Genomic DNA, 12,652 nt, shown 5'->3' with positions numbered 1-12,652 from the left:
TCACCGAGAAGGGGATTTCCATGAGCATTGTCGATCGGTTGCGCTACGACGGCAAGCGCGCACTCGTCGTAGGCGGTGCGACCGGCATGGGCGCGGCGGCTGCCAAGTCGGCCGGCGAGCTCGGCGCCGAAGTGATCGTGATGGACTACGCGCCGGTGGACTACAAGGTGGCCCAGTCAATCCAGGTCGACCTGCGAGACCCCTCCTCGATCGATGCCGCCCTCGAGCAGATCGAGGGCCCGATCCACGCCGTGTTCTCCGCTGCCGGGGTGGCCGACGGGACGATCGACCTGATGAAGATCAACTTCATCGGCCACCGCCACCTCATCGACCGCCTGCTGGAAAAGAACCAGCTGCCGAACGGCTCGGCGATCTGCTTCATCTCGTCGGTCGCCGGCATGGGCTGGGAGAACGACCTGGACCTGATGCTGGACTTCCTGGCCACGCCGGACTTCGCGGCGGCCCAGGCGTGGTGCGAGGCGCATGAGGCCGAGGGCATCAACCACTACGGCACCAGCAAGAAGGTGATCAACACCTACGTGGCCACCCAGGGCTATCCCCTGGCGAAGAAGGGGATTCGGATCAACGCGATCTGCCCCGGGCCGACCGACACCCCGCTGGCCCAGGCGAACGCGGACCTGTGGCTGTCTTTCGCCCAGGACTACCGGGACGAAACCGGCTGCAAGGTGCACACGCCCGAGCAGATGGGCGACGTGATGGCTTTCCTCAACAGCGAAGCGGCCTGTGGCGTCAGCGGCATCACGCTACTGGTGGACTCCGGCCACACCATGGCCTCGATGACCGGCGCCTATGCGCCCGGCAAGATGATCATCGACATCATCATGGGCAAGGTAAAGCTTTAGCGGGTCGCCCCCAACGAACCCTCACGTCAGTAACGTCGGGGGCATGGCACGGATCATCATCGTCGGCGGCCACGGCAAGGTCGCCCGGCAGCTGGCCCGCATCCTGACCGAACGCGGCGATGAGGTCAGCTCGGTCTTCCGCAACCCCGACCACTCCGACGACGTCGCGGCCACCGGTGCCAAACCGGTCGTCGCCGACATCGAACAGCTGGACACCGACGCGCTGGTTCCGCTGCTGGCCGGGCACGACGCGGTCGTCTTCTCGGCCGGCGCGGGCGGCGGCAACCCGGCGCGGACCTATGCCGTGGACCGGGACGCCGCGATCCGGGTGATCGACGCCGCCGCGCAGGCGGGCGTCAAGCGCTTCGTGATGGTGTCGTACTTCGGCGCGGGACCCGACCACGGTGTGCCGCAAGATGATCCGTTCTTCGCCTACGCCGAGGCCAAGGCTGCCGCGGACACCCACCTACGGGACAGCGACCTGAAGTGGACCGTGTTGGGGCCGGGTCGGCTCACCCTCGATGAACCGACCGGGCGGATCGCGATCGGTGAGGCAAAGGGGCAGGTATCGCGCGCCGACGTCGCCCTCGTGGCCGCCGCCGCACTGGCGGACGACTCGACGATCGGCCGGACCATCGAGTTCAACAATGGCGATACTCCCATCGCCGAAGCCCTGGCGAGCTGACCGTAGTAGGCTGCGCTACGCAACTGGTCTGTCGTCGTCGCGAACTCGCGGCGCCGGCATCGAGCGAAGCACGTTAGTCAGGCTTCGTAAGAGGGAACCCGGTGAGAATCCGGGACTGTCCCGCAGCGGTATGCAGGAACGACCGCCGTCACAAGCACTGGTCCAAAAGAACTGGGACTGGGAAGCGACGGCCACTAGGAACACCAACCGGTGTGCGCCTGCGAGTCCGAAGACCTGCCAGCTGTGCCGGGCGCACCCGCGCCCGGCGGCTCATCGCCTCGTGGAATGGGCGTTAGGCTGCAGCCGTTGCGGTTTGAGTACCTAGTGGGTGCAAACCGCGTCCGGATCGGCTGCACGTCCGCCGGCGGTGACCACCACGCCGAATGAAGGACGAAGAAATATCGTGACCCCCAAAGCTTTTACCGCAACCGTTGTCGGCTCTCCGCGCATCGGCCCGAAGCGGGAACTCAAGCGCGCGACCGAGGGCTACTGGGCAGGCCGTACCAGCCGTGCCGATCTGGAAAACGTCGCCGCCACCCTGCGCCGCGATACCTGGAAGAGTCTGTCGGATGCCGGCCTGGACTCGGTGCCGGTGAACACCTTCTCTTACTACGACCAGGTGCTCGACACCGCGGTCATGCTGGGCGCGCTGCCGGCTCGTGCCACGCAGGTCGCTGACGACCTGGACCGCTACTTCGCCGCCGCGCGCGGCAACTCCGACGTCGCGCCGCTGGAGATGACCAAGTGGTTCGACACCAACTACCACTACATCGTTCCCGAGATCGGGCCCGCGACGAAGTTCGCCCTCAACCCGGACAAGGTGCTCTCCGAGCTGAAAGAGGCTCGAGGTCTTGGCATTCCCGCTCGCCCGGTCGTCATCGGACCGGTCACCTTCCTGCTGCTGAGCAAGGGCGTCGACGGTGGCGGTGCGCCGATCGAGCGGCTGCAGGAGCTGGTGCCGATCTACTCCGAACTGCTATCGCTGCTCGCCGACAACGGCGCGCAGTGGGTGCAGCTCGACGAACCGGCGCTGGTGACTGACATCTCCCCCGACGCGCCGGCACTGGCCGAGGCGGTCTACAACGCGCTGGGCAAAGTGAGCAACCGGCCGGCCATCTACGTCGCCACCTACTTCGGCGACCCCGGAGCCTCGCTGGCCGCGCTCGCCCGCACCCCCGTCGAGGCGATCGGTGTCGACCTGGTGTACGGCGCTAACACCGCGATCGCCGCAGTGCCCGAACTCGCCGGTAAGATCCTGGTCGCGGGTGTCGTCGACGGACGCAACATCTGGCGCACCGACCTGCAAGCGGCGCTCAGCAAGCTGACGTCGCTGCTGGGTTCGGCCGCCAACGTCGCGGTCTCGACGTCTTGCTCCACCCTGCACGTGCCATATTCGCTCGAGCCCGAGACGGGCCTGGATGATGCACTGCGCAGCTGGCTCGCGTTCGGTCAGGAGAAAGTCGCCGAGGTGGTGACGCTGTCTCGGGCACTGCACGAGGGCCGCGAGGCGGTCGAGAAGGACATCGAGGCGTCCAACGCCGCCGTCGCCTCCCGCAAGAAGGACCCGCGGCTGCACAACGACCAGGTCCGGGCCCGTATCGCCGAGATCGTCAAGTCCGGAACGCACCGCGGTGAACCGGCCGCGCGACGCGCCAGCCAGGACGACCGACTGCACCTGCCGCCGCTGCCGACCACGACGATCGGCTCGTTCCCGCAGACCGTCGAGATCCGCAAGGCCCGTGCCGCACTGGTCGCCGGTGAGATCGACGAAGCCGAGTACGACCGCCGGATGAAGCAGGAAATTCTCGACGTCATCAAGCTGCAGGAGCAACTCGGTCTGGACGTGCTGGTGCACGGCGAGCCGGAGCGCAACGACATGGTGCAGTACTTCGCCGAACAGCTGGACGGTTTCTTCGCCACCAAGAACGGCTGGGTGCAGTCCTACGGCAGCCGTTGCGTGCGTCCGCCGGTGCTCTACGGCGACGTCATCCGGCAGCAGCCGATGACGGTGGAGTGGGCCAAGTACGCGCAGTCGCTGACCGACAAGCCGGTCAAGGGCATGCTGACCGGCCCGGTCACGATCCTGGCGTGGTCGTTCGTCCGCGACGACCAGCCGCTGGCCGACACCGCCAACCAGGTGGCGCTGGCGATTCGCGACGAGACCGTGGATCTGCAGGATGCCGGGATCGCGGTCATCCAGGTCGACGAGCCCGCGCTGCGCGAGCTGCTGCCGCTGCGTCGTGCCGATCAGGAGGAGTACCTGAAGTGGGCCGTCGGGTCCTTCCGGCTTGCCACCGCCGGCGTCGCCGACTCGACCCAGATCCACACCCACTTGTGCTACTCGGAATTCGGTGAGGTGATCGGTGCCATCGCCGACCTGGACGCCGACGTCACATCGATCGAGGCGGCCCGTTCGCACATGGAGGTGCTGGACGACCTCAACTCGATCGGCTTCTCCAACAGCGTCGGGCCGGGTGTCTACGACATCCACTCGCCGCGGGTGCCCACCGCCGACGAGATGGCCACGTCACTGCGAGCGGCGCTCAAAGCCGTTCCGCCGGACCGGTTGTGGGTTAACCCCGACTGCGGACTCAAGACCCGCAAGACCGACGAGGTGACCGCGTCGCTGAAGAACATGGTCGCCGCGGCGCGGGAGGTGCGCGCGGGGGCCTAAGTGGCCTCGGGCTCTTGAGCCGGCTCGTTGGCCGGCTCTTGAGCCACCTCTTCGGTTGAGTCCGTTGACTCCGTTGACTCCGTCAGCACCTGGACCGGCACATCGTCGGCCCAGGGCTGGCGGGTCACCATGTCCGCGACCTTGACGATGCCGTGCTCGAACTCGCCGGTCGCCGCATCCACCAAACGATATGCCTGCGTTTGCTTGTGGATCGGCTGCGCGTCGAGCAGGACCACTCGCACCTCGCCGGGCGCGAAATGGCATCGCTCCTGCATCGCGGCGATCAGCTGCTCGTTGTGCATGTGGCCGTCGCCGAAGTTCCAGCCGATGGCGGTGCTGCAGATTCGCTCACCGTCGGTGATGACGTAGTCGTCCTCGTTCTGACCCGCCATGGCGCGGTGCGCCAGCGTGAACAGCGCCCTGCCGTGAGTGTTGAACCCGCGGAACGCATATCCCATGTAGATCGGGATCTGCGCCGCCTCCGGGCTGCCATAGAACCGCTCTAGCTGGGCCTGCGGCATGCTGGCGATCGCCACGATTCCGCGTGAGATCTTGTCGCTGGCCGACGGTTTGACGCACCACAGCGTGGTGTCCCAGTTTCCGGCGTAGTAACGCATCCCCGGCAGGAATGAGACCTTGCGTGGAAACATGTTGCCTATCAACACGATTCCGGCCATGACGACGAACAGGATCGCCACCACCACCGGATGTCTCAGATCGCCCAACCCCAAACGGGCGTGCGCGACGAACAGCGACAAGACCCCGAAGATCATGAAGACGTTCCACTCGAGCGGAACGCCCATGGGGATCGAGACGAGGATTCCAAGGTGGAAGCACACCATCACGACGGCGGCCACCGTGGTCGGCCAGCCGCCGTGGCAGAAGAACAGCGGCAGCGGCACCAGCATCTCGATGGCGGTGCTCAGGTGCGCCAGCCACCGCGACAGCCGCCCGGGCCGCAGATCGTCCGGAAACTTCTCGAAGAAGCGGCGTTTCAGCGACCTGGGCCGGACCAGTGGATTGTTGGACATCATCGTGGAAATCACGAACGGGAAGTGCTTGTTGAGCTTCGATGTCGCCGCGCCCACCCAGATGACCAGGAAGACGACCTTGGACGCGACGATCATGTCGACCCCGCCGAAGAGGAAGGTCACCGCCATCGTGGCGTACACCTCGCCACGGGCGGCCAGGAAGATCACCTTGTCGCGCAGCCCGAGTATGGCCAGGAGTATCAGAACCAGCGCGATCTTCCACCCCGGCAACAGCCCGATTTTGGTGCCCAACTCGGGTATCGGGCCGTCACCATCCGAGATCAGCGCCCCGAGCGTCACGAAAAGCAGCAGCGCGTACAGCAAGACATCGGTCGGGGTGCGCTTGGTGCCCTTGGTCAGCGGCACCCGATTCGGCCACGGTGGCAACCGAATCGTGCCGAACTGCATCCAGTACAGGATCGAGCCCATCGGCGGAAAAAACCGGTTGTTCAGCGGCCCGAAGCCACATCCCAGGCCGACCACCTCGAAGAGCATCGTGTAGAGCACGACCTTCTCGAACACGATCGGCTCCGACCACCACGACCCGACGCCCGTAAATCCGTTGACGCCCTTGGTAGTCAACGCGAACAACCACGCGCCCAGAATGTAAAGCAGGATCTTCACGACATAGAAGAGGTGCAGCGCAACCGGCGTACCGAAGCCGACCTCGGCCCAGTGCTTGGCCATCGGCCGGATCTTTTCGCTGCGAGTGCCCTTATTCCACTCGTCCATGTCGATCTGCGGCAGCTCGGGCTGCAAAAATCCCATGTTGCACAGACTAGAACGCGTTATAAGCGAGCGGGCTTAAGTTCAGGCTAAATATCCTTTGCCTGCGAGTTCCCTGACAGATACCGTGAAATCGAGGCGGCGCGCGCCTGAGGGGATATTCACCATGAGCAGATTTCGGTTTCTGATCGCGGCAGCGATTGCCGTTGCCTCATCGATCGCTTTTGCTCCCGAGGCCGCTACTGCCAGGGCTGACGCACCCACACCCGGCGATGGGTGCACGGTGTTGCATGCAACCACCGACGACACCAACGGCAGGACGATGTGGTGCAACCCCACGATGACAGGCGATCACACTTTGGTCTGGCAGTACGGCGGACCGTCGCCCGCCAATTGACCTGATTCCCAAGTCTCGCAACAGATTTCACTGATAACGATCTTCGGTGCATTCCGCACACCAGAAATCGAGCGGAAATCTCTGCTAACTCGCCACTTCTCGACCCGTCGCGGGAGTACTTTGCTGCTGGGGTGGCACTAGGTGAGGAGCCGGTCGTGTCTGAGGTCGATTTTTGCGTGGTCGGCGCGGGATTCGCGGGCTTGACGGCCGCCATGCGATTGAAACAGGCGGGTCGCTCGGTGGCCTTGCTGGAGGCGCGCGACCGGGTCGGCGGCCGGACGTTCACGCAAACCCGCCCGGACGGGACGTGGATCGACCGCGGCGGCGCGTGGATCGGACCGGGTCAGGACCGGATCTATGCGCTGATGCAGGAATTCGGCGTGCCGGAGTACAAGCAACACAACGACGGCGACGCGATGATGATCGTCGGCGGCAAGAAGCACCGCTACGGCGGCACCATTCCCTGGACGGTGAGCCCGTGGGCGGTCGCCAACCTCGGGATCGGTTTGGCCTCGATCGAGAAGATGTGCAAATCGATTCCGCGCGAAGCGCCTTGGGAGGCGAAGAAGGCCCAGGAGTGGGACCGAATCAGCATCGGGGAATGGATCCACAAGAACACCATGTCCAAAGAGGCCGCCGAAATGCTCGACATGGCTTTTGCCGGCCTCTACACCTCGGCGGCCTCGGAGACGTCCTTGCTGTGGGGGCTGCTGCAGACGGCGTCTGCCGGCGGACTCACATTCGCGATTTCGGGCAAGGGTGGCTCCCAAGACGCCCGCCCGGTCGGCGGGATGGGCGCACTGCACCGCCCGATGGTGGCCGAATTGGGCGACGCGCTGCATCTTTCGCAACCTGTCCGGCAGATCACCCAGGACGACGACGGCGTGACGATCAGCGCGGCCGATCTGACGGTCCGTGCGCGCCGGGTCATTGTCGCGATCCCGCTGGCGATCGCGACGTCGATCGTCTACGAGCCGATGCTGCCGATCGATCGGGAGTTCCTGCACCAGCGCATGCCGAGCGGCGCCGTCATCAAGATCTCGATCGTCTATGACGCGCCGTTTTGGCGTGCCGACGGATTGTCCGGTCAATCGGCCGCGCCGGGCTCCCCCGCCACCCTGACCATCGACGCGTGCACGGATACCGGCGACCCCGGGATCATGTGCGTCATCACGGAGGGACCCGCGGCGCGCCGGCTGGGCAGGCTCACCGCGGACGAACGGAAGTCGGCGATCATCGCCGAGCTGGTCGACCGGTTCGGCGATCAGGCGAGGACGCCCGCCGAGTACCACGAACAGAACTGGACCGTCGAGCGGTATTCCGGTGGCGGGATGATCGGCCACGCCCCGACCGGGGTGCTCACCGAATTCGGCTACACCCTGCGCGAGCCCTGCGGCCGCATCCACTGGGCGGGGACCGAGAGCTCGGCCGTCATGTGCGGCTGGATCGACGGCGCGATCCGTTCCGGCGAGCGCGCCGCGGCCGAGGTGACGGCAGCCGAGACCGCTGCGGTCGGCTGATCAAATCACTTGTGCCACTATGGTTTCAACGTCTCCTTGTCGGAGGGTCGCAGTAGCATTCGAACATGGGTTCGATCGATCGTGCGGAGGTTCGCGAGGATGTCGAGGCGTTGCGTGCGGCGGTGTCTCGATTCGTCGGGCACCCGTACGACTCGCTGACCAACCCGGAGCGGTTGCGACTGCTGGAGGTGCTCGAACACGAGACGCGCCGGCTACAAGTTCCCGGACACCAGTTGATCAATCAGCTCGCCGGGCAGTCCGACCCCGGCGAGCTGGGCGGAAAGCTCCCACACGCGTTGGCCGACCGGTTGCATATCACGCGCGCTGAGGCGAGTGTCAGGATCGCCGACGCCGCCGACCTGGGCCCGCGACGCGCGCTGACCGGCGAGCCCCTGACGCCGCTGTCGCCCGCCACCGCGGCGGCGCAGCGCGATGGGGCGATCGGCGTCGACCACGTGGCGGTGATTCGACGGTTCTTTCACCAGCTCCCCGACTTCGTCGACATCGAGACACGCGAGCAGGCCGAACGGCAGCTCGCGTCGAAGGCCGCCCAGTTTCACCCCGAGCAACTCGCGAAACTGGCCCGCCGCCCGATGGACTGCCTCAACCCCGACGGCAACTTCACCGACGAGGACAGGGTGCGGGCTCGCAGCCTGGTACTCGGCAATCAGCAAGCCGACGGCATGTCGCGACTGACCGGCTGGCTGACCCCGGAAGCCCGCGCCACCCTCGAGGCCGTGTTCGCCAAGCTGGCCTCCCCCGGCATGTGCAATCCCGACGACCTCAACCCCACCGTCGACGGCTCCGCCCCCGAAGAAGCCATCGAGCGCGACGCGCGCAGCCCCGGCCAACGCGGCCACGACGGCCACCACCCCGAGAGGCTGCTGGCGGAAGACGACGAGCCGCAGCTACCCGGCTAGCTGGCTTGCTTGGCGGGCGGCCGGTAGAAGATCGCCAGCTGGCCGATGGCACCGGCCAGACCGAGGACGACCGAGATCAGCAGACCATGCCAACCCGGGAACCAGAGCTTGTCGCCGAAGATGACGTGGTCCAGGCTGAGCTTGCCCGGGCCCAGCGTGGCGACGGCCACGGCGGCGACGGCCAGGACCAGGTTGTATTCCCAGCCTTCCTTGACGATGAAAAAGCCGTTGTGGCGATGCACCGTCCAGGCCGCGACCAGCATCAGCGACACGAAACCGGCCGCCGGTATCGGCGTCAGCAGCCCGGCGGCCAGACCCAGGCCGGCGGCCATTTCCGTGGTCGCAGCGACGGTGGCGTGAAACTTACCCGGCTTCATGCCGATGCTTTCGAACCACCGTGCGGTGCCGGGGATGCGACCGCCGCCGAAGAATTTGTTGTAGCCGTGCGCGGCCAACGTCACGCCCAACGCCAGCCGCAGGATCAGTAACCCAACGTCGTAGGGAGTCATACGTGCAAACCTAGATCATGCGGTTAAGCGGATAACAGGAGCCGCCAAGCCAAGCCGATGCCGGGTCGCTACCTGGCATCTAGACTCTTGCCCGTGAATCGGCGAGCGATCTCAGCCGTGCGGTTTTTGATTGCCGCCCTTTTCGTCCTGACGTCGGCCGCGGGCTGCGGGATTGCCCGAGCTGCCGGCCCGCACACCATCACGCTGACCCTGGTGCGGCACGCCGAGTCTCAGGGCAACGCTTCGGGCTTGATCGATACGTCGGTTCCCGGTCCCGACCTCACCCCGAAGGGGTGGTGTCAGGCGACGACTCAGGCCGGGCAATTGAGCGCCAACCACTATGACGGCGTCTACGCCTCCAACATGGTCCGCACTCAAGAAACGGCCACGCCGACAGCACAGGCGTTGAGCGAGACCGTCGATGTGCTGCCCGGGCTGCGGGAGATCGAGGCCGGCCAATACGAAGGGCAACCCGAGGCCAACGCGAGGGCTTTATTCGCCGCTCCGATGCAGTGGCTGCAGGGCGATCGAAGCGCACGCATTCCGGGTTCCATCGACGGCAACGAATTCGAGTCGCGGTTCAACGACGCCGTCCAGCACATCTACGACACCGGTGAGGTGAATCCGGTCGCGTTCTCGCATGCCGCGGCGATCATGGTGTGGGTCTTGATGAACGTACACAACCCCGACCAGTCGCTGTTGACCAATAAGCCGCTGCCCAACGTCGGCCACGTCGTGGTGAGGGGAAGCCCAACCGATGGGTGGACATTGACGGAATGGGACGCCGACCCGCCGCCGTGCTGACGGGCAGCAAAGGCTCCGAGCGGCTGAGGCTGCTGATTCGTGTGGGAACATAGCGGGCGTTCCGACATCGGCCTTAAAGCGTCAGACGAGCGGCTTTACCAAAGGGGGTGCACCACGGCCCGTACCGAACAATCCGTGGTGTTGCTGGACGGCAGCGCGAGCCACCCACGAAAGCTTGTGGGTAACAAGGGCCACGGCGTCGATGCGATGCACCGGTACAAGCTGCCGGTGCCGCCCGCATTCTGCATCACCACCGAGGTGGGCCTGCGTTATCTCGCCGACCCCGCGGCGACGATGGATTCGATCTGGACCGACGTCCTCGACCGGATGAGTTGGCTGGAAACCGAAGTCGCGCGCACGTTCGGGCGTGGCCCCCGTCCCCTGCTCGTGAGCGTTCGCTCGGGAGCGACACAGTCGATGCCGGGCATGATGGACACGGTGCTGAACGTCGGGATGAACGACGCGGTCGAGCAGGCTCTGGCTGCCGACACCGGCGACCCGGCCTTCGCCCGCGACACCTACCGCCGATTCGCGCGGATGTACGGGCGCATCGTGGGTGGCGGTGACGAGGCGGTCGTGCCCGACGACCCTTACGTGCAACTGCGTGCTTGCATCGAGGCGGTGTTCGCCTCGTGGAATTCACCGCGCGCGGTGGCCTATCGCGAGCACTACGGCATGGACGACCTTCACGGCACCGCAGTGGTGGTACAGGCGATGGCGTTCGGCAATCACGGTCCCAATTCGGGTGCCGGAGCGTTCTTTTCGCGTAATCCAATAACGGGCGACGACGAGCCGTTCGGCGAATGGCTGCCCGGCGGCCAGGGCGACGACGTGGTGTCGGGATCGCTTGACGTGGAACCGATCACGGCCCTGCGCGACGAGCAGCCGTCCGTCTACGACGAACTGATGGGGGCCGCCCGAACCTTGGAGCGGCTTGAGTCTGACATCCAGGAGATCGAGTTCACCGTCGAAGACGGCAAGCTCTGGCTGTTGCAGGCGCGATCGGCCGAGCGTTCGGCACAGGCGGCCGTGCGGTTGGCGCTGCAGCTTCGGCATGAGGGACTCATCGACGATTCCGAGACCCTGCGACGGGTGACCCCGGCACACGTCGAGGCACTGCTACTTCCCGCCCTACAGCCGGAAATACGTTTGGCGGCACCGCTTTTAGCGAGGGGACTACCGGCTTGTCCGGGCGTGGCATCGGGTAAGGCATACACCGATGTCGACGAGGCGCTGCTCGCGGCCGAACGGGGCGAGGCGGTCATCCTGGTCCGCGATCACACCAGGCCCGAAGACGTTTCGGGCATGCTGGCCGCGCAGGGGATCGTCACCGAGGTCGGCGGGGCCGCCAGCCATGCGGCGGTACTCAGCCGAGAGCTGGGCCGGGTAGCCGTGGTGGGCTGCGGTCAAGGCATCACCAAATTGCTGGCCGGCAAGCAGGTCACCGTCGATGGCACCGAAGGTGAAGTGCGCGAAGGCAACTTGAGCTTGTCGGCATGGTCGGAAAATGACACGCCGGAACTGCGTGAGCTGGCCGACATCGCCCGCCGGATCAGCCCCCTGCGTGCACACGCCGGCGGCAAGTACCCGCGGCTCCAGAACACCTCTGCCGCCGCGGTGCGCGCGGCGTTGGAGAGCGGACATACCGATGTCGTTTCCCCCGTCCCGCTGATCGCGATGCTGACCGCGCTTCGCCTGCAAAGGCAGGCCGCATCATGACCGAACTGGCTGTGCTGCAAGCGGTCCGGCTGAAGGGCCGGGTCCGTCCCGCCGACCTCGCCGCGACGTTGGGTTCCGAAATCGGCGACATCACCGCGATCGTCGAGCAGCTGAGCGCGGCGGGCCTGCTGGCCACCGGTGCGACGGTGCAGATCAGCAACAGCGGTCGGGCCGCACTGCAGGAGTTGCTCGCCGAGGAGCGGGCGGGCATCGACCCGGCCGCAATGACCGCCGCCTACCAGGATTTTCGTGCCGTAAACGCCGAATTCAAGTCCCTGGTCACCGATTGGCAGCTCAAGGGCGGCCCGAACGGTACTCCCAACACCCACGATGACGCCGAATACGACGCCGCGGTACTGGCGCGCCTCGGCGACGTGCACGCCAGCGTGGCGCCCATCATCGAAAAGGCTGCGGCGCAGCTTCCCCGGTTGAGCGGCTACGCTACGAAACTGTCTGCGGCGCTTGACAAAGTGAAGGCCGGAGATACCGCCTGGCTGACCCGGCCGCTGATCGACTCCTACCACACGGTGTGGTTCGAGCTGCACGAAGAGCTCATCAACGCCGTCGGCCTCACGCGCGAAGAAGCGGCCAGATCCGGAGACGCGCAGTAGTTACAGCGCCGCGTCGAGCAGCCGAAGATACCCATCGATGCCGACACCCTGGTTGCCGAATGCCGACTCCGCCGCATGCACGCTGATCGCGATGGTGTCGCCGATGCCATGCACCCCGTGGGCGAGGCCCATTGCCGGCGACAACGCCGGGTATCCGGCCGTCAGAAGCACCGGGGCACCACCGAAGTTCAAA

General features: G+C 65.9%; 10 protein-coding genes, 2 pseudogenes and 1 riboswitch. Of the genes and pseudogenes, 9 read left to right on the top strand and 3 right to left on the bottom strand.

Going from position 1 to position 12,652, the window contains the following annotated elements:
* The first annotated feature begins 20 nt into the window (after nt 1-20).
* The 3 genes from JOZ00_RS19310 (at nt 21) to metE (ending at nt 4,222) form a co-directional block, all read left to right on the top strand.
* Nucleotides 21-863, top strand: coding sequence for an SDR family oxidoreductase (locus JOZ00_RS19310; RefSeq protein WP_293346458.1), 843 nt, complete (start codon nt 21-23; stop codon nt 861-863).
* A gap of 43 nt (nt 864-906) precedes the next feature.
* Entirely contained in the window at nt 907-1,548 is a 642-nt protein-coding gene (locus tag JOZ00_RS19305; protein ID WP_293346455.1) for an SDR family oxidoreductase, read from the top strand.
* 57 nt (nt 1,549-1,605) lie between these two features.
* Nucleotides 1,606-1,805, top strand: a riboswitch (cobalamin riboswitch).
* A gap of 146 nt (nt 1,806-1,951) precedes the next feature.
* Complete coding sequence (gene metE / locus JOZ00_RS19300) at nt 1,952-4,222, top strand: 5-methyltetrahydropteroyltriglutamate--homocysteine S-methyltransferase (RefSeq protein WP_293346452.1); 2,271 nt, start codon at nt 1,952-1,954, stop codon at nt 4,220-4,222.
* Here metE and JOZ00_RS19295 read toward each other — a convergent pair.
* Nucleotides 4,219-6,021 carry a DUF3556 domain-containing protein gene (locus JOZ00_RS19295; protein ID WP_293346449.1) on the bottom strand — a complete coding sequence of 601 codons (1,803 nt, stop codon included), beginning with the start codon at nt 6,019-6,021 and terminating at the stop codon, nt 4,219-4,221. The two genes, metE and JOZ00_RS19295, sit on opposite strands and share 4 nt — an antisense overlap.
* 124 nt (nt 6,022-6,145) lie before the next feature.
* On the opposite strand from JOZ00_RS19295, the gene JOZ00_RS19290 reads away from it, so the two are divergent.
* From JOZ00_RS19290 to JOZ00_RS19280, 3 genes and pseudogenes are all read left to right on the top strand, one after another.
* Nucleotides 6,146-6,376, top strand: coding sequence for a hypothetical protein (locus JOZ00_RS19290; protein ID WP_293346446.1), 231 nt, complete (start codon nt 6,146-6,148; stop codon nt 6,374-6,376).
* Nucleotides 6,377-6,531: 155 nt separating this feature from the next.
* Entirely contained in the window at nt 6,532-7,896 is a 1,365-nt protein-coding gene (locus JOZ00_RS19285) for an FAD-dependent oxidoreductase (RefSeq protein WP_293346443.1), read from the top strand.
* Nucleotides 7,897-7,961: 65 nt separating this feature from the next.
* Nucleotides 7,962-8,762: pseudogene (locus JOZ00_RS19280) on the top strand (13E12 repeat family protein); the annotation flags it as partial.
* A 50-nt stretch (nt 8,763-8,812) separates the two neighbouring features.
* On the opposite strand, the gene JOZ00_RS19275 reads toward JOZ00_RS19280, so the two are convergent.
* Complete coding sequence (locus JOZ00_RS19275; RefSeq protein ID WP_293346440.1) at nt 8,813-9,325, bottom strand: DoxX family protein; 513 nt, start codon at nt 9,323-9,325, stop codon at nt 8,813-8,815.
* A gap of 87 nt (nt 9,326-9,412) precedes the next feature.
* Between JOZ00_RS19275 and JOZ00_RS19270 the strand changes: the two genes are divergently transcribed.
* From JOZ00_RS19270 to JOZ00_RS19260, 3 genes are all read left to right on the top strand, one after another.
* A complete protein-coding gene (locus JOZ00_RS19270; protein WP_293346437.1) occupies nt 9,413-10,129 on the top strand; it encodes a histidine phosphatase family protein in 717 nt (238 codons plus the stop codon).
* 66 nt (nt 10,130-10,195) lie between these two features.
* Nucleotides 10,196-11,848 (top strand): pyruvate, phosphate dikinase, encoded by a 1,653-nt coding sequence (locus JOZ00_RS19265; RefSeq protein ID WP_293346617.1) that lies wholly within the window; start codon nt 10,196-10,198, stop codon nt 11,846-11,848.
* Nucleotides 11,845-12,459: a MarR family transcriptional regulator gene (locus JOZ00_RS19260; RefSeq protein ID WP_293346434.1), complete on the top strand. Its 615-nt coding sequence runs from the start codon at nt 11,845-11,847 to the stop codon at nt 12,457-12,459. Before JOZ00_RS19265 ends, JOZ00_RS19260 begins: the two co-directional genes overlap by 4 nt.
* Here JOZ00_RS19260 and JOZ00_RS19255 read toward each other — a convergent pair.
* Nucleotides 12,460-12,652: pseudogene (locus tag JOZ00_RS19255) on the bottom strand (DUF1298 domain-containing protein); the annotation flags it as partial.

This window comes from Mycobacterium sp. (assembly GCF_019243155.1).
In the GTDB taxonomy this organism is placed as follows: domain Bacteria; phylum Actinomycetota; class Actinomycetes; order Mycobacteriales; family Mycobacteriaceae; genus Mycobacterium.
Note: the sequence above shows the minus strand (reverse complement) of the source record. Positions and strands in the feature narration are given on the sequence as shown.

Excerpts from the sequence above, each read along its gene's own strand:
- JOZ00_RS19310 (WP_293346458.1), top strand. The coding sequence starts at position 21 with ATGAGCATTGTCGATCGGTTGCGCTACGACGGCAAGCGCGCACTCGTC.
- JOZ00_RS19305 (WP_293346455.1), top strand. The coding sequence starts at position 907 with ATGGCACGGATCATCATCGTCGGCGGCCACGGCAAGGTCGCCCGGCAG.
- JOZ00_RS19295 (WP_293346449.1), bottom strand. The coding sequence starts at position 6,021 with ATGGGATTTTTGCAGCCCGAGCTGCCGCAGATCGACATGGACGAGTGG.
- JOZ00_RS19290 (WP_293346446.1), top strand. The coding sequence starts at position 6,146 with ATGAGCAGATTTCGGTTTCTGATCGCGGCAGCGATTGCCGTTGCCTCA.
- JOZ00_RS19275 (WP_293346440.1), bottom strand. The coding sequence starts at position 9,325 with ATGACTCCCTACGACGTTGGGTTACTGATCCTGCGGCTGGCGTTGGGC.
- JOZ00_RS19260 (WP_293346434.1), top strand. The coding sequence starts at position 11,845 with ATGACCGAACTGGCTGTGCTGCAAGCGGTCCGGCTGAAGGGCCGGGTC.